Source organism: Microbispora sp. NPDC004025 (assembly GCF_053604425.1).
The window spans coordinates 145,674-165,657 of record NZ_JBSGHN010000002.1; the positions used below are offsets into that span (position 1 = coordinate 145,674).

Sequence of the window (19,984 nt, forward strand, 5' to 3'; positions counted from 1 at the left end):
GAACCTCGACAGTAGAACTCGTTCCAGAAACGGTCAACGGCACGGCCGGAAGGAGTCAGGACGCCGCCCAGCGGTTCGCGGTGAACCGCAGGCCGGGCAGGTCGTCGAGGGAGACCGTGTACTCGTACGTCCGGCGGTAGCCGGTGCCGCTGATCCGCCAGCGCCCGTCGGAGCAGCGCCGGTAGGTGTCCTCGTAGTAGGCGGATCCGCGGATCATCAGGCGGTGGCGCGGGATGAGCACGGTGTCGTCGAGGCACCAGGTGCCGCTCGCGTCGTCGCCGTCGATCTCGATCTCGGGGTGACCGGCGAAGTGCGTCGTGATCACTCCCGGCCCGAGCCTGGCGCGCATGTAGCCGACGATGGCCGCGCGCCCGTCGAACCGCAGCGGATCGCCGGCGACCGGATTGTCGAAGGCCGCCACGGCGTCGCCGGTGAGCGTGTCGGCGAAGTCGTCCCAGCGTTTGAGGTCCAGGCAGCGCAGGTAGCGGTACTTGGTCCGGCGGATCTCCTCCAGCGCGATCAGATCCATGCGCCCCAGCATGCGCGCACCCGGGACCACTGACAAGAACGCGTTCTAATCAGAATGCGCATGGCCGTTCACGGAATATTCGGGGCATATTCGCTTGACTGACCCTGGAAAGGCATGACTACATCTCAGTCATGATCACCGGGCTGATTCGGAAACATTCACACGGTCGACGCGCGGCCGTTCCACAGGCACATCGGAAAGGGGCGTCGACCACCCGGCTGAAACGCCGGGTGCTCGCCTTGGGCGGGGCCGCGGCAGTCGCCGCCGCCCTCGTCGTCGTTCCCGCACCTGCGGCATCGGCCGACGACTCTCTCACGGACATCGGCATCACGCAGACAGGCGACCTGGTCGCGGGCGGCGGCAAGATCTTCGTCTCGGGTGGCGACCGGATCGCCGTCACCGATCCCGAGGGAACCCTCATCGGCGCCGTCACCGGCCTGTCCGGCGCGGAAGGCCTGGCCATCACGCCGGACGGCACGCGCCTGTACGCGGCACTGCGCGGGTCGAACGAGGTGGCCGAGATCGACACCGGCAGCCTCACCGTCACCCGGCGGTTCGACCTCGCCGAGGACAGGTGCCCGGAGAACCTGTCCCTGTCCGGCGACCGCCTGTGGGTCGGCTACGGCTGCGCGTACACGACCTACCACATCGGCGTCGCCTACCTCGACCTGTCGGCGGCGGCGCCGGAGCCGGTCCGGTTCCCGGTCTCACCGATGAGTCATGCCCCGCTGGTCGCCGCCGCCGGGAACACGCTGGTGGTCGGCGAAACGAGCATCTCACCAGGCAACCTCGAGGTCTACGACCTGAGCGGAGCCGGCGTCGTCAAGCGCGGTGAGATCCCCGGCCGCTTCTCCTCGTACATGACCGGCGCCCTTTACGACCTGGCTCTCACGCCCGACGGCTCGACGGTCATCCCGGCCTTCGACTACCCGGGCCAGTACGACGCCTGGGACACCACCACCCTGACGAAGGTCCGCAGCTACGGCGCCGACGAGCCGAGCGGCGACAGGGACAGCCCCACGGTCGTCGCCATCAGCCCGGACGGCGCGCAGATCGCCACCAGCGGCCGCTTCTACGGGAAGGTCAAGTTGTACGACACCGCGACGACGGCGAAGCTCTACACCGGCCGAAGCCCGGCGCAAAGCGTGATGCCGGGCACTCTCGCCTTCCTGGGCGACACCGTCTACGGCGTGGTGGGTTCCGGTTGCCCGGCGCCGCAGTACACCTGCGGGTTCGAACTGTGGCGACTCGACCGGGCGACTCTTCCGGGATCCACGCTGACCATGACGGCCCCGGCCGACGCGGTCGCGCTCGAACCGCTCACCGTGACGGGCCGGCTCACGCTGACGGACGGATCGGCCCTGGCCGCCAAGCCGCTCACCGTGACCCGCCGGCTGCCCGACGGCACCAGCGCGACGCTCCCGGCGGTGACGACCGCCGAGGACGGCGCCTTCACCTTCACCGACATCCCGCCGGTCGCCGGGACGTTCACATATCGCGTGCTCTGGGACGGCACCGAGGACACCCGGTGGAGCGCGGATTCGGCGACCGTCGCGGTGGCCAAGTACCCCACGTCCATCACCTTGACCGGACCGGCGAACGGAACCGTCGGCGTTCCTCTTGAGATGCACGGCACGCTGGACGTCGGCCCGGCTCCCGCCGGCGACGACGCCGTGGTCCTGATCCATCGCAGGATCGTCAGCGGCAACAGGGCCAGGACCATCGTGCTCACCACGGTGTCCCCCGGCGCCGACGGGTCGTTCACCTTCACGGACACACCTGCGGAGGCCGGCACGTACACCTACGGGGCCGAGTGGAAGGCGGACCAGGCGACTGTCTACGCGGCGGCCAAACACCAGCTCAAGGTGACGGCAGCCGGGTGACCGGACCTCGCTCCCGGGGAGGTCACGAACGCGGATCGACCTTGGCGATCACCTTCTCGGCGAAGCGCTCCAGGTGCTCGATCTTCCGGCTCAGCGGCTCGGTGTCGGGCCCCTTCACGTACGGCCTGCGGAAGCCGACGATCACGTCGGTGACGCCCTTGTCGGCCAGCCGCTTCACCCCGTCGACGGTGTAGGCGTCGGGGGAGATCACGTGGATCTCGAAGGGCCGGTCGGCGGCGCCCTCCCCGGCACGCAGCGCGGCGAGCCTGGCGAGCAGCGCGTCCAGTTCGGCGGGGTCGCCCCCGCCGTGCATCCAGCCGTCCCCGAGCCTGGCCGCGCGGCGCAGCGCCCCCTCGCTGTGGCCGCCGACCAGGATCGGGATCGGCTCGGCCGGGATCGGGGACATCTTGACCGCCGGCAGGTCGTAGAACTCGCCGTGGTACTCGAAGTAGCCGCCGCGCGTCAGGCCGCGGACGATCTCGACGGCCTCGTCCATGCGTCTGCCCCGCCGCTCCCACGGCACGCCCATCACGGCGTAGTCCTCCGGCCACGGGCTGAGCCCGACGCCGAGGGCGAGGCGGCCGCCGGTGAGCCAGGCCGCGGAGGCGGCCTGCTTGGCCACCAGCACCGGCGGGCGCACGGTGAGCTTGAGGACGAACGGCGTGAACCGGATCGCCGAGGTCACCGCCCCCATCGCGGCGACCAGGACGAACGTCTCGACGAAGCTCTTGTCCTCCAGGAACTCCCGGTCCCCGTCCGCCGTGTACGGGTACCTCGCGTCCGACTCCCGGGGATAGACCAGGGAGTCGGCCACGGTCATGCTCGCGTACCCCGCCGCCTCCGCGGCCCGGGCGAGCGGCAGGTAGTACGACGGGTCGGTCATGGCCTCGGCATAGGTGAAACGCATACCCCGGAGCGTACGAGAACCCGTTCTATTTCTGAATCCCGACAAGACCGCGGCCGGCGCGTACGAGGACATCCGACATTGCCGATTGTCGGATCGGGCGGTCAAAATCGGCGGACGTGTCTTTAGGATGGTCGTCGTCGCGTGCCGCGGACCGGACCTGAGCAGTGGAGGGCAGAGCGTGCACGAGGAGGCTCCCGCGTGGGTGGTGGACCCCGGCACGCCGAGCGTGGCCCGGATGTACGACTACTACCTGGGCGGCAAGGACAACTTCGCGGCCGACCGCGAGGCGGCGCAGAAGATCATTTCGATCCTGCCCAACGCCCGTGAGGTCGCCCGGACCAACCGCGCCTTCCTCGTGCGGGCCGTACGGCACCTGGCGCGCTCGGGCGTCCGGCAGTTCCTCGACATCGGCACCGGGCTGCCGACGCAGGAGAACGTCCACCAGGTCGCGCAGGCCGAGGCGCCGCAGGCGCGGGTCGTCTACGTCGACAACGACCCGATCGTGCTCGCCCACGCGCGCGCCCTGCTCGCCGACAACCCCCGGTCCGTCGTGGTCGAGGGGGACCTGCGTAAGCCGGAGTCCGTCCTCGGCCACCCTGGGGTCCTCGCCCACCTCGACCTCACCCGGCCGATCGCGTTGATCATGCTGGCCGTCCTCCACTTCGTGACCGACGACGCGGAGGCGGCCGACGTCGTCGGCGCGTTCCGCGAGCCGCTCGCCCCGGGCAGTCACCTGGTGCTCTCCCACATCACCCACGGCGACCTGGACGAGGACGCGGTCAGGCGGGGCCGGGACGTCTACACCGCGACCACCGCGGGCGGCATCGTGCCCCGCACCGCGGCCCGGGTCCGGAGCTTCTTCGACGGCCTCGACGTGCTGGAGCCCGGCGTCGTGCCGCTGCACCTGTGGCGGCCCGATCCCGCGCAGCGCCGATGGGACGGCATGCCCGGAGGCGCGATCATCGGCGGGGTCGGCCGCGTCACCTGAGGCCGCGCGGGCCCGGAGGTCTCACTCGCCCCTGCTCATGACCAGGATCAGCCCCTGGACCGACGCGTCGTCCTCGTGGAGCGGCGCCAGCGTGACCGCGAGCCGGACGGGACGGCCTCTGCGGTTGAGGGCCTCGACGCTCACCGCGTCCCCCTGACCGTCCGCGGCCGGCGCGCCGTCCAGAACGCGCCGCGCCACGGGCAGCAGCGGGTCGAGGGGCAGGCCGATGTCGAGTGAGGGCAGGTCGCGGCCGTCGGCCTCGTCGGCGCGCAGCCCCCACAGCTCCTCCGCCCCCGGGCTCCACAGCAGCACCCGCAGGTCCCGGTCGACGACGACGACCACGTCGCCGAGCGAGCGCACCACGGAGGCGACGAACTGGTTGGCCCGGTCGAGCTCCCGTGTCCGGACGTTGAGCGTCTCGTTGATCTGCTGGAGCTCGTCGTTGCTCGACTGGAGCTCCTCGTTCATCGTCTCCAGTTCCTCGTTGGTGGACTGGAGCTCCTCGTTGGTGGTCTCCAGCTCCTCGTTGGTGGACTGGAGCTCCTCATTGGTGGTCTCCAGCTCCTCGTTGAGCGACTGCAGCTCCTCGTACGCGTGCTCGAGCTCCTTGTTGGCCTGCTCCAGTTCGTCGCGGAGCCGGCGGTAGCGGGTGACGTCGTGGAAGTTGATCGTGACTCCGACGAGTTCACCGGTCCTGTCCAGCAACGGGACGACGGCGACGTCGAAGACGCCCGGCTCCTTCGCGCCGGGGCGCTGCCAGGTGACGTCGTGCAGCTCGACCGTGCGCAGGTCCAGCTCGGCCTGCTCGACCAGCGACCGCAGCTCGACGGGCCGGTAGGACACCTCGAGATCCTGGAACGGGCTGCCCACGTCGCGGGCCTGCAGGCCGAACATGACCTCGGCGCGGGTGTTGAGCAGGGCGAGCCTGCCCGCCGCGTCGAGCGTGATCTGGGCGACGGGACCGGAGGCGAGCGCCGCGCCCTGCAGCCGCGGAAGACGCGTGTTCTCCTCCGGCCGCATCGCCGGCGAGTTCCATCCGATGCGCGTCCCGCCCACAGGCTGGGGGATCTTCCTGAACAGGCGCATGCGCAGGTCCACCGGCTCGAACTTGTCGCTGTGGTCGAGCAGCATCTCCGCCTTGCCCAGGAAGAGATAGCCGGGGTCGGCGAGGGCGAAGTGGAACTTGCGGACGATGTTCTGCTGGGTCTCCGCGTTGAAGTACATCAGCGTGTTGCGGGCGAGCAGCAGGTCGACGCGGGAGATCGGGGCGTCCTTGGTGAGGTCGTTGCGGCCGAAGATGAGCTGGCGGCGCAGGTCCCGGCGGAACCCGAAGCCCGCCCCCGCCGGCTCGAAGTACTTGTCCCGCAACTCGGGGGGCATGTCGGCGACCTTGCGCTCGTCGTAGACCGCCGTACGGGCCACCTGCAGGGCCCTCTCGTCCAGGTCGGTGCCGTAGATCTTGACCCGCTCCCGGAACTCGTCCAGCCCCAGCTCCTCCGCCAGGGCGATGGCGAGGCTGTAGGCCTCTTCACCGGTGGCGCAGCCCGCGCTCCAGGCCCGGATCGACCGGCCGCCGCCCTTGGCCGCGAGGACCGCGCGGACGGCCCTGTGCCGCAGGACCCGCCAGGCCTGCGGGTCGCGGAAGAACGCGGTGACGTTGATGAGCAGGCTGTCGAAGAGGACCGCGAACTCGCCTGGTTCCAGCTCCAGGTAGTCGCGGTACTCCCCCGTCGTCTCGAGCCTGAGCGCCTCCAGCCGCCGCGCGATCCTGCGCTGCAGCGTGCTGCGCTTGTACCCGGTGAAGTCGAACCCACGGGTCTCCTTGAGCATCAGCAGGAGGTCGTCGAACTCGCGTTCCTCGCTGGTGACCATGGGTCCACGCTATCGCCGCTCGTCGCCGTGGGTGGCCGGGGCGGGTGCCTCCCTGCCTATCTGACTCTGCAGGTGGCGCAGGGTGTCCAGGGCGTCCCGATCCCGCGCCGTCTGCTGCCGCAGACGGCGGATCGTCAGAACCTGCCCGCGCTCCTCGGCGTGGCCCAGCATCCGCGTCAGGAGCCGCAAGCGCTCCTCGATCCGCAGGATCGCCACCCAGAAGGCCCGCTCGACGGCCTCCGACTGCCCGTCGACCATGCTCTCCATCGACCAGGCGTGCCCCACCATGCACTGGTAGTGCCCGTTGGGGGGCGCGGCCACCTCGTAGAGCGGCCCGTTGCAGTCGGGGCAGGTGAAGGCGCTCAACCGCCCAGGGGGCGGGTCCGGCGGGCGTGCCGAGAAGAACGCCGCCAGCTCGTGCTGGAGCTTCCGGTCCACCGCGACCTCTCCGGCGGCCCGCGTTCCGCCGCACTCCCGCGCGATCCATTCCGCTATGCCGCGTACGGAGGACACCGCCGGCCGCCTCGTCGCGGCGATGGCCGCGCGCGGCATGCCGTCGAACGGGCTCTCCTCTGGGTCCTGCACGGCCACCAGCCCGCCGCGGCGCTCCACCTCGGCGCATCCCCGTGCCCCGTCGTCGAGGGTGCCGCTCAGGATGACGGCGAGGGCCCGCGGGCCCGCGAAGGCGGCCGCGCTGAGGAACAGCGGATCGGCGGCCGGGCGGTGCCCGTTGTGCCGGGGCCCCCGCGACAACCGGACGGCACCGTCGTCCACCAGCAGGTGAAGGTCGGGAGGGGCCACGTAGACGCGCCCGTGCCGCAGCGGCTCGCCGTCCTGCGCCGCGGCCGACTGCAGCGGTCCGGCGCGGTCGAGGATGCCCGGCAGGGCGCTGCCCGCACGCGGCGAGATGTGGAGGACGACCAGGATGGAGGCGGGCAGACCGGCGGGAAGGTTGCCGAGCAGCGTCCGCAGGGCCTCGATGCCTCCCGCGGACGCGGCGACGACCACGACGTCCCGCTGGACGAGCGCATCCATATTCGCCCCATATCCTGGAACTGCCGGAGTCATGCGGAGCGCTCGGAAAATTCGATCGCCCGGTGTCCGGCTCCCCGCCGCAGGCGGGGTAAGGAGGCCACCCATGAATCTGTGGGTGAAGGTGACACAGCGCGAGTCGGACTCCGCCGTGGTGAGCGTCAACGGAGAGTTGGACCTCTTCAGCTGTCCGAAACTCGAAGGGATCGTCACCGGGCTGATCGGGGACGGCTGCGTGCACCTGGTGCTCGACGCGGTCCGCCTGAAGTTCTGCGACCTCGCGGGGGTGCGTGCGCTCGAGCGCGTGCACATTGCCGCGGCCGAGGCCTCCGGGGGCCTCATCGTCTGGGCGAGCCGCCCACTGGGCCGGCTGCTCGCTCTCCTGTGGCCGGAGGGACGGCCGGACCACCCCGCCGTCGTGCGCGCCGCGCCCATGGCGCCTCTGGATCGGCGGCTCGTGCTGCTGCCGGGCCGGGGCGAGGGGCTCGGCCGGCCTCGGATGGCGAACGTACGCCCCGTGGCGGCGGTGCCCCGCACGTCCGGGCGGGACCGGGAGGCGCTGCTGGAACACTCGCGGCTGCTGCGCGAGCAGGCCCGCACACGCACGGCGACGATGCGGAAGAGGGCGGAGTCGATCTGCGCGGGTCTGGCGGACGCTCAGGAGCGTCTCGCGGCCCTGCACCACGCGCTCGCGGAGCGGCCGTGTTCCGGCCTGTCCTGCGACGGGGACTCCCACCTGGCGAAGGCGGACGGTTTCCGCCGCCAGGCCGAGATCTTCGCCTGCCACTGAGCCCTGCCGCCGAACCCTGCCACTGAGCCCTGCCACTGAGCCCTGCCGCCGGGCCGTGTCGCCGGGTTCTACCGGCGCGGCGCCGTCAGAGCGCCAGCGCGCGCCTCCGGAGCGCCGCTTGGCTCGCGGCACGGCGGCGCATCTCCGCGAGCACCTCCAGAGGGCCGGCCAGGAGCCGGGAGAAGGCCAGCTCGGCGGCGCCGACCAGCGTGACGTCGTCTCCGAGCGCCGACACACTCAGCCGCACCTGCTCGCGGGAGATCAGCATGGCGTTCGTCTCCACCCTGCCGCGGACCTGCGCCTCCGAACCCGGGTACACGTCCCGCAGCATCCCCCCGAAGATCACCATCCCGGGGTTGAAGAGGTTGATCAGGTTCGCCACGCCGATGCCCAGCCAGTCGCCGATCCGGCGCAGCGCCTCCTCCGCCGCCGCGTCCCCGTCCGCGGCCGCCTCCACCACCGCGCGTACGCCCTCGCGCCCGCTCAGCTCGCCGGAACGGCCCGCGGCGTCGATCAGGGCGTGCTCGCCGACCTCGGCCTCGAGGCACCCGCGCGAGCCGCACATGCAAGGCCGCCCGTTGTACGGGTTCACCATCATGTGCCCCAGCTCGCACCCATAGCCGCCGTCGCCGTCCAGCAGCTTGCCGCCGACGATGATCCCGCCGCCCACGCCGACGTCGCCGTGCAGGTAGATCAGATTGTCGTAGCCGCGGCCCACGCCGCGGTCGCGCTCGGCCAGCGCGCCCAGGTGGGCCTCGTTGCCGACGAGCACCGGCAGCCCGAGCCGGGCGCCGAGCTCGACGCCGAACGCCTGGTCCACCCAGCCGATGTAGGGCCCGTACCGTACGGTGCCGTCGGCGGGCCGGATCATGCCGCAGTAGGCCGCGCCGACCCCGACGCACACCGAGCCCGGCCGGGCCCCGCGCCGCAGCTCGCGGCCGAATCCCGCGAGCACGCCGACGACGTCCTCCAGGTCCGCGCCCGCCCGGGGTCTGACCGCCTCCCGGCGGTCGAGGATCTCGCCGCCCAGTCCCACCCGGGCGGCGACCAGGCGGTCGACGCGGACGTCGAAGGCGAGCACGTGCGCCCTGTCGCGCTCCGGACGGACCACCAGCGACGGCCGGCCCGCCCTACCGGTGTCCCCCGGCAACTCCTCGCCGACCAGGCCCGCCGCGGACAGCTCGGCGGTCAGCGCCATGATGGTGCTGCGGTTCAGGCCCATCCGGTCGGCCAGCTCCGAACGGGACAGCGCACCGGACAGGTGCACGTGCCGCAGCAGATCACCGAGGTTGCGCCGGCGAATCTCCTCTTGGGACCGACCGGCTTTCGACATTGCGCGCAATCCTGACGACTCGGGGTGATCCTCGTTGACGGGCCGTGGACAGAGGAGGGGACGCGTTCGCCCTTCCCACCGTCGAGGTTACCAACGGAGGCGTCCGCGGCGGAGTCCCGCGTCCGTTACGGGCACCCGCCCGCGCGCCGTGCGCGGGCCCGCCCCCCATCCGCGGGGAGAGCCCGCCCGGTGCCGTGCCTTCGCCTCCGGACGGGCCGCCGCTCCCGTCCGGGGCGACGCAGCCGGGATCGGGGCCCGCCCGGCGGCACCACCCGCGTACGGCACGCCGAGCGCCTGCGCGATGTCGCACCCGCGGTTACCCCTGCACATCGCGTTCTGGACGCCGGTCCCCCCGTTCGCGACGTTGATGGAGACCTGCTGCGTGCCGCGGCTGCTCGTGGTGTTCGAGGCGGTGAGCCCGGGCCCGGCGGCGGCCCGCTCGCTCGGCGCGGTCCGGAACCCGGACTCCTGCCGGCGAGGCGTCTCCCGCCCGTGGCTGCGCGCGTCCCCGGCGGCGGGGCCCGCGGCGGCCAGCACCGCCGCGACCGACGCGCAGGCGAGGAGACCGAGACCGATCTTCCTCGAAGCCGTCCTGACATACCACCGACACTTCATCGCGCGCTCCCGTGCTTTGGGCGGCCTTTTTCGCCCAGGCCGCCCCCAGGCTAGTGACGCGCCGGTTTTCCGCGCCCGGCGCGCGCGATGTCTTACGGCATCCTTGCCATATCAGTCAGCACGGCTCTCCCATTCGTGGAATTGCCGGCCCCGCCTATCCCCGATCACCAGCCGTTCGAGGTGATGGGCATGTTCTGCCAGATCTTGCAGAGCCTCGGGCCCGGGCCGCAGAAGGCGCCCTGAGTGCTGATGCGTCCGCCGTTCGTGATGCCGGTCTGCTGCTGGCCGATCATGAAGGTCGGGGCGAACACGCCGTTGAGGTTCTGGTTGAACCTGCCGTTGCCCGACTTCGCCTGCCGGGCCCTGGCCGACCCGCCGGACGCCACCTGCTCTCCGCCGCCACCGCCGTGACCGGTGAAGACGTGCGTCGCACCACGACGCGCGGAGTGCGTGGCCGCGCTCGCGGCCTGTGCCGCGGCGGTCCACGCGATCGTCGCCACGAGAGTGGCCAGCGTCAGTCGGCGGGCCGTCAGAGCCCGGAGCGGCCGCGAGCGGAACGTACAGCGGCGAGACATCGTGGAACGCACCTACCTACCAAGACCATCCGGCGTGGGCTTTCGTGGAAACGAGCAACGCCGACGTCATACCCCGCGTGATGGCCTCGACCTCGCTAATGCCGAGCGCGGCATGGATGATGACGCATTTTTTGTCGCTATGCCTCTAGACCCGACATTCGACGCTTATACCGCTATGCAGATAAATGTCCGGCCTTGCGGGATTCATTCGCCGACGGCGTCGAGATAGACCCAGGCGCCTTCGTGCCGGACGAAGCGGCTCTGCTCGCGCATCTCGCCGGGCCGTCCCCGGTAGACGTAGTGGGCGCGGAAGGTGACGGTGCCCTCCGTGTGGATCGGGCTCCCGCCGGTGACCGCCTCGATCTCCAGCCCGGTCCAGCGCATGTCCCGCTCGAACTCGACCCGCGCCGGGCGGGTGGCGGGATGCCAGGTCCGCAGCAGGTACACCTCGTCCTCAACGGCGAACGCGCAGAAGCGCGAGCGCATCAGCGCCTCGGCCGTCGGTACGGCACGTCCCTCGTGGAACCGGCCGCAGCATTCGCCGTAGGCGGCCCGCAGACCACAGGGGCAGGGCTCGCCGGCGCGCTGCGCACGGCGGGAAGCAGGGCTCACCCCGCGAGGCTATCGCCCCCGGCCACCGGCCACGCGCCCCGGATCGCCACCCAGCGCCCCAACCGGAAAAATTCTGAAAGTTGCTGCAAGCTCTTGCACAAGAGGTGGCCGCTAAGTAACTTCCAGGCAACACCTGGGAAACCCGACGGAGGCCCCGATGGTGTGCCAGTCTCCCCGCGGCGCGAGGGCGCCGCCCCCGCCCCGTCCGTGTTCCGGCCGCCGCACGGCGTCGACCGTCCGCGCCGCCCCGGACAGCCCCGCGCGTCCGCGGCACCGCGTGCGCCTCTCACAGGCGTGCGCACGAAGCGGGCCGGGTGTCGGCTCCACCCGGCCCGCGTTCAAGGGATCCCGAATCGATGTCCTGGAGACCCCTCTATGCGACTGTACAAAGCAATCGTCGCGGGCGCCCTGTCCGCGACCGTGGCGGCCGGCACCGCGGTGACGCTGCCCGTGCTCACCGAGAGCGCCGCCGGCGCCGCGACCGGCCCCGGCGTGACCGCGAACCTGTGGAACTGGAACTGGAGATCGGTGGCCAGGGAATGCACCGACGTCCTGGGCCCGGCCGGGTACGGCTCGGTGCAGGTGTCCCCGCCCGCCGACTCCATGTCCAAGGGCGGCTCGGTGTGGTGGGACGTCTACCAGCCCGCCCGCTACGTCCTGACCAGCAAGTTCGGCGACGAGACCGCGTTCAGGAACATGGTCGCCGCCTGCCACACCGCGGGCGTGAAGGTGCAGGTGGACACCGTCATCAACCACATGACCGGGCAGGGCGCCATCAGCTACGGCGGCTACTCCTTCGGCAAGTACGACTATCCCGGCCTGTACTCCTCCTGGGACTTCCACTCCCCCACCTGCGGCATCAACGACGCCGATTACGGCAGCGACGCCTGGCGGGTGCAGAACTGCGAGCTCGTCGGCCTGTCCGACCTCAACACCGGCTCCGGCTACGTGCGCGGCCAGATCGCCGCGTACATGAACAGGCTCACCGACCTCGGCGTGGACGGCTTCCGCATCGACGCCGCCAAGCACATCAGCCCCGACGACCTCGCGGCGATCCGGTCCAGCCTCAAGGGCTCGCCGTACATCCACCAGGAGGTCATCCAGGGCGCGAACGAGGCGGTCCAGCCGAGCCAGTACACCGGCATCGGCGACGTGGACGAGTTCGTCTACGGCCGCAAGCTCAAGGAACAGTTCACCGGCCAGATCAAGTGGCTGCGGACCTTCGGCCAGAGCTGGGGCCTGTCGGTGGGCGACGACAAGGCGGTGGTCTTCGTCGACAACCACGACACCGAGCGCAACGGTTCCACCCTCAACTACAAGCACGGCGCCGCCTACAAGCTGGCCAACGTCTTCATGCTGGCCTGGCCGTACGGCAAGCCCAGCGTCTATTCCTCCTTCACCTGGAGCGACGGCGAGGGCGGCCCGCCGTCGGCGAACGGCGGGTTCGTCACCGACGCCGACTGCTCCGGCGGCCGGTGGACCTGCTTCGACCGCGAGATGGCGGGCATGGTCGGCTTCCACAACACGGTGGCCGGCACCCCGGTCGCGAACTGGACCGACAACGGAGGCAACCTGATCGCCTTCAGCCGCGGGAGCAGGGGCTGGGTGGCGATCAACAACGAGAGCGGCGGCGTCACCCGCACCTTCACCACCGGCCTGCCGGCCGGGACGTATCCGAACGTCGCGGGCGGCGGCTCGGTGACCGTGGGCGCCGCGGGGACGGCGACGGTGACCGTGCCGGGCAGGAGCGCCGTCGCCATCCACGTCGGCGCCCAGCCCTCGCCCACGGTGACGCCGACCGGCGGCGACACCGCCACCGTCTACTACTACACGGGCTGGAACCCGGCCTACATCCACTATGGCGTCAACGGCACCTGGACCACCGTCCCCGGCGTGGCCATGGACGCCGCCTGTTCCGGCTGGAGGAAGAAGACCGTGAACCTCGGCACGGCCACCGCCTTCCAGGTCACCTTCACCAACGGCTCCGGCTCCTGGGACAACAACAACGGCAGGGACTACACCCTGGGCACCGGCACCAGCACCGTGAAGAACGGCGTGGTCACCGGCAACGCCGCCGACCCCTGCTAGATCGCGCCGGCGCGTCCCGGCCCAGGCCGGGCCGGGACGCCTCCCGTCCGGGGGCGGGCGGGAGACGCGGCGAGGTCCCCGGCGTCGGCGGTCCTGATGGGACCGCCGGCCGGAGACCTCGCCGTTCAGTCATGGTCCAGGCCGTCGCCGACGCGATCCGGCGCTCAGTTGTAGGGGTTGTCGTAGGTGCCGGTGCTCTTGGTCCGCATCTGGTACTGGCCGTTGCTGCCGAACCACCCGCCGGTCACGTCGAAGCGGACGTTGCGGACGGTGCCGCCGAAGTTCACCTCGCCGCTGTACAGGTAGGCCTGCTGGCACCCCGGCATCGACGTCGGGCCGGTCTGCGTCGGCCAGGCCGTGCTCGTGCCGTTGACGTTGATCGTGAAGTAGGGCTGCGGGTAGGCGTGCTGCCAGCACAGGCGCAGCGAGTAGCGGTACTTCGTGTTTCCGTCGTCGAACGCCACCGTGCCGTCCAGGAGGGCCAGCTGTGTCGCGTTGCCGTCGTTGCTCACCAGTTGCAGGTAGACCGGCTGGTCCGGGCCGTACGCCGCGTGCGCGGGGCTGAGCGGCAGGAGCGCGGCGGCCATCGCCCCGATGGCCATGGCGAACGACGCCGTGAGGCGACGTCCACTCGAGCGTGCGATCAATTCACACCTCATCCGTTGCAGGAGTGCGAGTGCCCGGAGGCTATGGCCGCGGAAGCGGAACGATCCAGCGCGGCGGTGTGGGGGGCTGGATCCGGTCCGGCGTTAACGCGGCGCCCGGGGGGACCTTGGGGACGCCGCTCCGCGGCGACCAGCGCGGAGACGGCGGCGGAGCGGGTCGAAATCCCCGCGGGACCGCTGAATATTTCATGCCGCGTGAGGCGCCCGGGGAGGATTCCCGCGAGGATCACGAAGACGGCCCCCGGCGGCGCTCCGCCGGGGGCCGGTCGCGGGTCCGGCCGGAGGTCAGCAGATCTTGTAGTCGCGCCGCGACGAGTTATACGCGCAGGAGTCGACCAGCGCGCCGGAGGCGTCCCGCAGGTACGCCGCATCCGCGGTCTGGTTCCAGATGTAGGCGAAAGTCCCCCCGCTCCTGCCCCAGTAGAGGGTGGTCGCGGTGTTCTTCCCCTTGCCGGTCCGCAGGGTGACCGTCTTCCCCGCGCCGAGGGTGAACCTGCCGAACGTGTAGACGTGATCCGCCCGCTTCGTCCTGTCGCGGACGGTCCAGCCCGTGAGGCTCACGGCCTTCCTCGTCGAGTTCTTGATCTGGACGTACTCACCGTTCAGGCTGCTGTTCGCGCCGAAGTCCGGCGAACCGGGCGAGTCGTAGTAGATCTTGGTGATCCGGACGGCCGGGCCCGCCGCGTAGGAGGGCTGGGAGACGGCCACCACGCCGGCGGCCACGACCGCGGCCGTCAGCAGGGATCGGATACGCACGGAGTTACTCCTGGGATGGGGGGACACGATCGGAATCGATCATAATGACGATCTTTGATACCGATTGACCATCCCTGTATCGGTTTGGCATACGAGGGGCGCCCCCCGCGGAGACCGCCCCCGTGGCCTCAGTTCACCGATAGACACCCGTGTGGCCGAGCGAGTACCGGCCGGGCTGGGGATACACGCACAGCCCGTGCGGCCCGGCGCCGACCCTGATGGTGCGGACGACTCTGCCGTCCCGGGTGTCGAAGACGTAGACGACCCCGTGGTAGCGACCGCTGAGCCACAGCTTCGTGCCGTCCGCCGACACGCCGCCCATGTCGGGCGAGCCCCCGCCGGGGATCCGCCACACGTCCACCACCTTCCGTTTCGCGAACGACACGACCGACACCGATCCCTCGCCCCGGTTCGACACGTACAGACGGCGCGAGTCGCGGCTGACGTAGAGGCCGTGCGCGCCCCGGCCGGTCGGCAGGAACCGCTTGACCTCGTACGTCGCCGCGTCGACCAGCCACACCCCGTGCCGTTCCATGTCCGCGACGTAGAAGACCGTGCCGTCGGGCGACAACTTCACGTCCTGCGGCATGCTCATGTGGCCCAGGTGGATGCGGCGGATCACGCTCGGCGTACGCCAGTCGATCACGACGAGGTCGCCGCTGAACTCGCAGCTCGCGAGGAACACCGTGCCGTCCACGGTGAAGTCGCCGTGGTTCACGCCCCGGCAGGGCAGCGGCAGGGAGCGCAGGAGTTTCATGCTGTGCGGGTCGCGCAGGTCGAGCTGGTTGTTCCGCTCCGCCATGACCAGCGCGTACGTGCCGTCCGGGGAGAAGTACAGGTTGTACGGGTCCTCCACGGGCACCGGGCGGCCGGGCCTGCCGGTGCGGGGGTCGACGGGGGTGAGGAAGTTGCCCCGGTTGTTGTTCACCCACAGCGTCTTGAGGTCCCAGGACGGCACCACGTGCTGGGGCAGCGCCCCGACCGTGAAGTGCCGCACGATCCGGTACGTCTCCGGGTCGATGACGTCGACCGTGCCGCTCTCGCTGTTGGGCACGTACACGAGGGAGCGGAAACCCTTCACGACGGGGCTGAGCATCCCCGGCCGGTCGGCCGCGTAGACGTCGGCCCGCCCCCGGTGCTCCGGCTCGATCGACGCGGCCGCGGCCGGCGACGGCCGGGCGGACGCCGGCGGGGCGCCCGTGATGCGCGCAGGCGCGGCACGCGGCACGGGCGGCTCCGCCGTGCGTCCGATGACGGCGCATCCCCCCACGATCATCAGCGCCACGATCATCAGCGCCGCGGTCACGGCAGCGGCTCCACGCGCTCGGTCCACGCCTGCCCCTTCGTCGCGGCGGGCTGTGCCCGGCCGGCCCCCGTACGGTCGTGACCGGCCGCGCCGGGATCGGCACGACGCAGCGGGTCGGCGCGACGCTAACGCCGGCCGCCACGGCCCGCAGGCCGCTTTGCCCGCTCTTTCACGCCCCGTGCCCCACCGCCGCCCGGGCGCGTCGGGATGCCGCTCCCGCCCCCGCAGGCAGGAGCCGCCCGCCGGCAGCGGGCCCGCACGGCTCAGCCCGTGACGGCGCGCGTCATCGGGCGGTCACCTCGGCGCCGAGCAGTTCGTCCACGGCTTTCCGGTCGGGCAGCGAGGGGCTGGCGCCGGGCAGTGTGGTCGCGAGGGCTCCGGCGGCCATCCCCCGCCGGACGGCGGTGGCGGTGTCGAGGCCGGCCGCGAGGGCCGCGCCCACGAAGCCGGTGAAGGCGTCGCCCGCGGCGGTGGTGTCCACCGGGGTGACCGCGTAGGCGGGGAAGTGCCGGGTGCGCTCCGGGGTGACCGACAGGGCCCCGGCCGCGCCGAGCGTGATGATCGCGTGGCGCACGCCGCGGTCGAGGAACCAGGCCGCGGCCCGCTCGGCGGACGCGACGTCGACGACCTGCACCCCGGTCAGCGCGGCCGCCTCGCTCTCGTTGGGGGTGACGACCGCGACGTGCGGCCAGACCCGGTCGGGCAGCGGCTGCGCGGGCGCGGGGTCGAGCACCACGGTCAGGCCGGCCCGCGCGCCCGCCTCGGCCGCGTGACAGGCGACGTCGACGGGGGTCTCCAGCTGGAGGAGAAGCACGCTCGCCTTCTCGCGCACGGCCCTGATGCTCTCGTCCACCATCGCGGCGCTGAGGTCCGCGTTGGCGAGTGGAGTCATGACGATGTCGTTCTCGCCCGACGCGTCCACCCTGATGTGCGCGACGCCGGTGCGGCCGGCCACGGAGCGGACCTCCGTCAGCGCCACGCCGTGGGAGCGCAGCGCCGATGAGACGATCTCACCGAACGGATCCGTGCCGACACAGCCGACCAGCCAGGTGGGCGCTCCCGCACGGGCGGCGGCGACCGCCTGGTTCGCGCCCTTCCCCCCGAGGACCAAGGTGACGTCGTCGCCGAGAACGGTCTCTCCCCGGCGCGGGAGGCGGCGGGTGAAGGCGGTGACATCCGCGGAGATGCTCCCGACGACGACGACACCTTGCGGTTCCATCAGATTCCTCCTGTTTCAGCTGCTTCAGGGATGTCAGGAGACCCGGCCGAGCGTCTCGATCGCGCCGACCATGAGATCCCAGAACCGGTCCCGGTCCAGCACGATCCCGACGTTCGCGTTGGGTTCCCAGTCCATGCGGCGGTGCAGGTCGGCCACGGTCGCCCCCCGGGTGTGCCGGCCGTCCAGCTCGATCCGCAGGCCCACCCGCTCGTACGTCATGACCTCGGGATCGATGAGGTACGCCACCGTGATCGGGTCGTGCAGCGGCGGAGCGGGGAACCCCCAGGTCTCGTGATAGGTGGAGCCGAAGAACGTGAGCAGTTCCACGCAGACCCGGGCGAGCGGAGTGCCGAGCGCCTCGATCCTGGCGAGCACGTCGGCGGTCACCAGCGCCTGGTGGCTGACGTTGAGCCCCACCCATGTCGTCGGCACGCCGCTGTCCAGCACCTCCGCCGCCGCCTCCGGGTCGGCGTAGATGTTGAACTCCGCGTACGGCGTGTGGTTGCCGCGATCCGTGGAGCCTCCCATGATCACGACTTCCCTAATCCGCTCGCGGTCCTCGGGATGACGGCGCAGCAGGGTGGCGATGTTCGTCAGCGGGCCGATGGCCACCACGGTCACCGGCTCGGCGGCGGCCGCCAGCGTGTCGTGGATCAGGTCCACGCCGTGGCGGGGGTCGAGCGGGACGCTCGGCTCCCCGAACGCCGGGCCGTCCAGGCCGCTCTCCCCGTGCACGTAGTCGCCGATCTCCAGCGGCGCCGTCAGCGGGCGGTCGCAGCCCGCGGCGACCGGCACGCCGGTGACGCCGGCGAGGCTCAGCATCCGGCGGGCGTTGAGCGCGGTCTTCTCCACCGTCTGGTTCCCCGCGACGGTCGTGACCGCGCGCAGGTCGATCGCCGGGCTGGCCACCGCGAGCAGGATGGCCATGGCGTCGTCGTGCCCGGGGTCGCAGTCGAGGATCACCGGGATCGGCATGTCAGAGCTCCTTCGCGAGCCAGCGGACCGCCCGGGTGAACAGGGTGCGGTAGCCGTCCCAGGAGACGAACTCGTCCGGGCACCAGTGCGGCGCGATGTCGGAGGCCCAGGCGAGCGTGCGCCCCGCCCCGGCCTGCCGTACGGCGAGCAGGGGGTCGCCGCCGACGGTCGCGAGCAGCGTCGCGTCCTCGGGCAGCGCGAACCGGTTGTAACCGAGCAGGTCGGGCCACTGGGCGGGGAGCCCGGCCACGATGGGGTGCGCGTCGTCGGCGAGCAGGCCGGGCACGCCCTGCGGGGTCTCGACGCGGTCGTCGTAGCGGGAGATCCGGGCGGGGAGCACCCGTTCGACCGCCGTGCCGGCGAACGCGGCCTTGGCCTCGAAGCCCTGGAAGCTCAGGTAACCGCCGGCCATGGCGAGGCCGCCGCCCTGCTCCACCCAGTCGGCCAGCAGGTCGAGGCGGTTGACGGTCTTCTCGCTGGCCAGCCAGGTAGCGGGGTGCAGCAGGATGCTGTTGGCCCCGATGTCGGAGAGCACGACCACGTCGTAGGCGGCCAGCGCCTCGGGCGTGCCGGGGAACAGCTCGGGCACGTCGTGCGCGGGCAGGTGGTCGACCTCGATGCCGTCGGCGGCCAGGACGCCCCGCAGGGGTTCGATTCCGGTGTGGTAGGTGGTCGAGGTGAACGCGTCGAAGCCCTTGTAGTGGGTCGACACGCTCACCCACGATTCACCGGCGACGAGCACGCGGGTCATGGAAATCGTCTCCTTCTTTCTACGTCTGTGATCAGTGGCCGCGCGCGGCGGCGAGGAAGAGCTCGCGCGGGTTGCCCGCGAGCAGCCGGGTGGTGTCGCCGGCGGTCAGCCCGTGCCGGTGCAGGCGCGGGACGAAGTGGGTGAGGATGTGGGCGTAGCCGGTGCCGCCGTAGCGGACGAGCATGGTCTTCAGGAACACGTCCTGGGAGAGCAGCACCCGGTGCCCGAGCCCGGCGCGGACCAGCCAGGCCACGGCGACGGCGTTCTCCTCGTCGCACGGGGACTGGCCCTCGCCCGGATAGAGGTAGTCCATGCCGCACATGTCGTAGCCGAGGTAGGCGCCGCGCAGGGCGAGGGACACCTGGTAGTCGCGGTCCGCCCCGCTGGGGTTCAGGTGCGAGAGCACGGTGCCGGCGAGCAGGCCGCCCTCCTCCGCGACGACGTCGAGCACGCGGTGACCGTGCCGCACCCAGCCGGGGAGGTGGACCGAGAGCGGCACGCCCGTGCGGGCCTGCGCCCGGGCCGCGCCGCGCAGCACCTTCTCCTCCTCGGGGGTGAAGTCCGGCGAGACGCCGATCTCCCCGATCACGCCGGCCCGGACGCCGTCCACGCCCTCGGTGAGGTCGCGCTCGATCTCGTCGGCGACGTCCGCCGCCGTCATCGAGCGGACCCGGGCGGGGTGGGTCTTCTCCAGGTAGAAGCCGCAGCCCATGACGACGTTCAGCCCGGTGGCGCGGGCGATCGCGACCAGCTCGCCGGGCGCCCGCCCGATGCCCTCGGGGGTCACCTCGAGCAGCGTGCGCCCGCCGCGCTCGGCGAACCTGCGCACCTCCTCGATCGCGGTTCCCGTGTCGTCCAGCGACACGTTGTCGCGGGAGAGGTACGGGTCGTTGCGGAGCCTGCCGAGGAACTCCATCCGCACGGGGTGCCCGGCGATCAGCTCGCCCTCGGCGTCGCCCTCGGGCGCGGGGTGCCAGGCGCGGGCGCCGTCGTTGCGCAGGTGCTCGTGGCAGAGCGTGATCCCGAGGTCGTGGGGGGACACGGGGCCGAGCACGGTGTTCACCAGCGCCGTCGTCACGGCCGGAGGC

At 71.6% G+C, this 19,984-nt stretch carries 19 protein-coding genes; 4 read left to right on the forward strand and 15 right to left on the reverse strand.

The window, feature by feature from the left end:
- Nucleotides 1-55: 55 nt before the first annotated feature.
- Nucleotides 56-529 (reverse strand): nuclear transport factor 2 family protein, encoded by a 474-nt coding sequence (locus ACWEQG_RS05070; protein WP_452281858.1) that lies wholly within the window; start codon nt 527-529, stop codon nt 56-58.
- 239 nt (nt 530-768) lie between these two features.
- Between ACWEQG_RS05070 and ACWEQG_RS05075 the strand changes: the two genes are divergently transcribed.
- Complete coding sequence (locus tag ACWEQG_RS05075; protein ID WP_452281860.1) at nt 769-2,412, forward strand: hypothetical protein; 1,644 nt, start codon at nt 769-771, stop codon at nt 2,410-2,412.
- A 22-nt stretch (nt 2,413-2,434) separates the two neighbouring features.
- Here ACWEQG_RS05075 and ACWEQG_RS05080 read toward each other — a convergent pair whose 3' ends face one another.
- On the reverse strand, nt 2,435-3,319 hold the full coding sequence (locus tag ACWEQG_RS05080) for a TIGR03619 family F420-dependent LLM class oxidoreductase (protein ID WP_452281862.1): 885 nt from the start codon (nt 3,317-3,319) through the stop codon (nt 2,435-2,437).
- Between the two features lie 178 nt (nt 3,320-3,497).
- Here ACWEQG_RS05080 and ACWEQG_RS05085 point away from each other — a divergent pair, with 178 nt between their 5' ends.
- Nucleotides 3,498-4,307 carry an SAM-dependent methyltransferase gene (locus tag ACWEQG_RS05085; RefSeq protein WP_452281864.1) on the forward strand — a complete coding sequence of 270 codons (810 nt, stop codon included), beginning with the start codon at nt 3,498-3,500 and terminating at the stop codon, nt 4,305-4,307.
- Nucleotides 4,308-4,328: 21 nt separating this feature from the next.
- On the opposite strand, the gene ACWEQG_RS05090 is transcribed toward ACWEQG_RS05085, so the two are convergent.
- Together ACWEQG_RS05090 and ACWEQG_RS05095 are read right to left on the reverse strand one after the other, a co-directional pair.
- Complete coding sequence (locus ACWEQG_RS05090) at nt 4,329-6,179, reverse strand: CheR family methyltransferase (RefSeq protein ID WP_452281866.1); 1,851 nt, start codon at nt 6,177-6,179, stop codon at nt 4,329-4,331.
- Nucleotides 6,180-6,188: 9 nt separating this feature from the next.
- Nucleotides 6,189-7,214, reverse strand: coding sequence for a chemotaxis protein CheB (locus tag ACWEQG_RS05095; RefSeq protein WP_452281868.1), 1,026 nt, complete (start codon nt 7,212-7,214; stop codon nt 6,189-6,191).
- Between the two features lie 103 nt (nt 7,215-7,317).
- On the opposite strand from ACWEQG_RS05095, the gene ACWEQG_RS05100 reads away from it, so the two are divergent.
- Entirely contained in the window at nt 7,318-8,001 is a 684-nt protein-coding gene (locus ACWEQG_RS05100; protein ID WP_452281870.1) for an STAS domain-containing protein, read from the forward strand.
- Between the two features lie 85 nt (nt 8,002-8,086).
- Here ACWEQG_RS05100 and ACWEQG_RS05105 read toward each other — a convergent pair whose 3' ends face one another.
- The 4 genes from ACWEQG_RS05105 to ACWEQG_RS05120 form a co-directional block, all read right to left on the reverse strand.
- Nucleotides 8,087-9,334, reverse strand: a complete 1,248-nt coding sequence (locus ACWEQG_RS05105; RefSeq protein ID WP_363465918.1) for an ROK family transcriptional regulator — start codon at nt 9,332-9,334, stop codon at nt 8,087-8,089.
- 87 nt (nt 9,335-9,421) lie between these two features.
- Entirely contained in the window at nt 9,422-9,949 is a 528-nt protein-coding gene (locus tag ACWEQG_RS05110) for a hypothetical protein (RefSeq protein WP_452281872.1), read from the reverse strand.
- 164 nt (nt 9,950-10,113) lie between these two features.
- The gene (locus tag ACWEQG_RS05115) at nt 10,114-10,449 is read right to left on the reverse strand and encodes a hypothetical protein (RefSeq protein ID WP_452281874.1); all 336 of its coding nucleotides are present in this window, start codon (nt 10,447-10,449) and stop codon (nt 10,114-10,116) included.
- Nucleotides 10,450-10,728: 279 nt separating this feature from the next.
- Nucleotides 10,729-11,136 (reverse strand): YchJ family protein, encoded by a 408-nt coding sequence (locus tag ACWEQG_RS05120; RefSeq protein WP_452281876.1) that lies wholly within the window; start codon nt 11,134-11,136, stop codon nt 10,729-10,731.
- A gap of 375 nt (nt 11,137-11,511) precedes the next feature.
- On the opposite strand from ACWEQG_RS05120, the gene ACWEQG_RS05125 reads away from it, so the two are divergent.
- On the forward strand, nt 11,512-13,224 hold the full coding sequence (locus ACWEQG_RS05125) for a carbohydrate binding domain-containing protein (protein ID WP_452281878.1): 1,713 nt from the start codon (nt 11,512-11,514) through the stop codon (nt 13,222-13,224).
- A gap of 164 nt (nt 13,225-13,388) precedes the next feature.
- Here the strand turns inward: ACWEQG_RS05125 and ACWEQG_RS05130 are convergent, their stop codons facing one another.
- The 7 genes from ACWEQG_RS05130 to ACWEQG_RS05160 form a co-directional block, all read right to left on the reverse strand.
- Nucleotides 13,389-13,871, reverse strand: coding sequence for a hypothetical protein (locus ACWEQG_RS05130; RefSeq protein WP_363474164.1), 483 nt, complete (start codon nt 13,869-13,871; stop codon nt 13,389-13,391).
- A gap of 303 nt (nt 13,872-14,174) precedes the next feature.
- Entirely contained in the window at nt 14,175-14,645 is a 471-nt protein-coding gene (locus ACWEQG_RS05135; RefSeq protein WP_452281880.1) for a lamin tail domain-containing protein, read from the reverse strand.
- 133 nt (nt 14,646-14,778) lie between these two features.
- Complete coding sequence (locus ACWEQG_RS05140) at nt 14,779-15,951, reverse strand: YVTN family beta-propeller repeat protein (RefSeq protein WP_452281882.1); 1,173 nt, start codon at nt 15,949-15,951, stop codon at nt 14,779-14,781.
- Nucleotides 15,952-16,234: 283 nt separating this feature from the next.
- Nucleotides 16,235-17,170, reverse strand: a complete 936-nt coding sequence (locus ACWEQG_RS05145) for a ribokinase (RefSeq protein WP_452281884.1) — start codon at nt 17,168-17,170, stop codon at nt 16,235-16,237.
- A 33-nt stretch (nt 17,171-17,203) separates the two neighbouring features.
- Complete coding sequence (locus ACWEQG_RS05150) at nt 17,204-18,145, reverse strand: nucleoside hydrolase (protein ID WP_363466711.1); 942 nt, start codon at nt 18,143-18,145, stop codon at nt 17,204-17,206.
- 1 nt (nt 18,146) lies between these two features.
- Nucleotides 18,147-18,896, reverse strand: coding sequence for a glutamine amidotransferase (locus ACWEQG_RS05155; protein WP_452281886.1), 750 nt, complete (start codon nt 18,894-18,896; stop codon nt 18,147-18,149).
- Between the two features lie 31 nt (nt 18,897-18,927).
- The gene (locus ACWEQG_RS05160) at nt 18,928-19,974 is read right to left on the reverse strand and encodes a phosphotriesterase family protein (protein ID WP_452281888.1); all 1,047 of its coding nucleotides are present in this window, start codon (nt 19,972-19,974) and stop codon (nt 18,928-18,930) included.
- Between the last annotated feature and the right edge of the window lie 10 nt (nt 19,975-19,984).

Bases quoted from the DNA above. Each gene is read 5' to 3' on its own strand.
- ACWEQG_RS05070 (WP_452281858.1), bottom strand. From the start codon at position 529: ATGGATCTGATCGCGCTGGAGGAGATCCGCCGGACCAAGTACCGCTAC.
- ACWEQG_RS05080 (WP_452281862.1), bottom strand. From the start codon at position 3,319: ATGCGTTTCACCTATGCCGAGGCCATGACCGACCCGTCGTACTACCTG.
- ACWEQG_RS05090 (WP_452281866.1), bottom strand. From the start codon at position 6,179: ATGGTCACCAGCGAGGAACGCGAGTTCGACGACCTCCTGCTGATGCTC.
- ACWEQG_RS05095 (WP_452281868.1), bottom strand. From the start codon at position 7,214: ATGGATGCGCTCGTCCAGCGGGACGTCGTGGTCGTCGCCGCGTCCGCG.
- ACWEQG_RS05100 (WP_452281870.1), top strand. From the start codon at position 7,318: ATGAATCTGTGGGTGAAGGTGACACAGCGCGAGTCGGACTCCGCCGTG.
- ACWEQG_RS05105 (WP_363465918.1), bottom strand. From the start codon at position 9,334: ATGTCGAAAGCCGGTCGGTCCCAAGAGGAGATTCGCCGGCGCAACCTC.
- ACWEQG_RS05110 (WP_452281872.1), bottom strand. From the start codon at position 9,949: ATGAAGTGTCGGTGGTATGTCAGGACGGCTTCGAGGAAGATCGGTCTC.
- ACWEQG_RS05125 (WP_452281878.1), top strand. From the start codon at position 11,512: ATGCGACTGTACAAAGCAATCGTCGCGGGCGCCCTGTCCGCGACCGTG.
- ACWEQG_RS05145 (WP_452281884.1), bottom strand. From the start codon at position 17,170: ATGGAACCGCAAGGTGTCGTCGTCGTCGGGAGCATCTCCGCGGATGTC.
- ACWEQG_RS05150 (WP_363466711.1), bottom strand. From the start codon at position 18,145: ATGCCGATCCCGGTGATCCTCGACTGCGACCCCGGGCACGACGACGCC.
- ACWEQG_RS05155 (WP_452281886.1), bottom strand. From the start codon at position 18,896: ATGACCCGCGTGCTCGTCGCCGGTGAATCGTGGGTGAGCGTGTCGACC.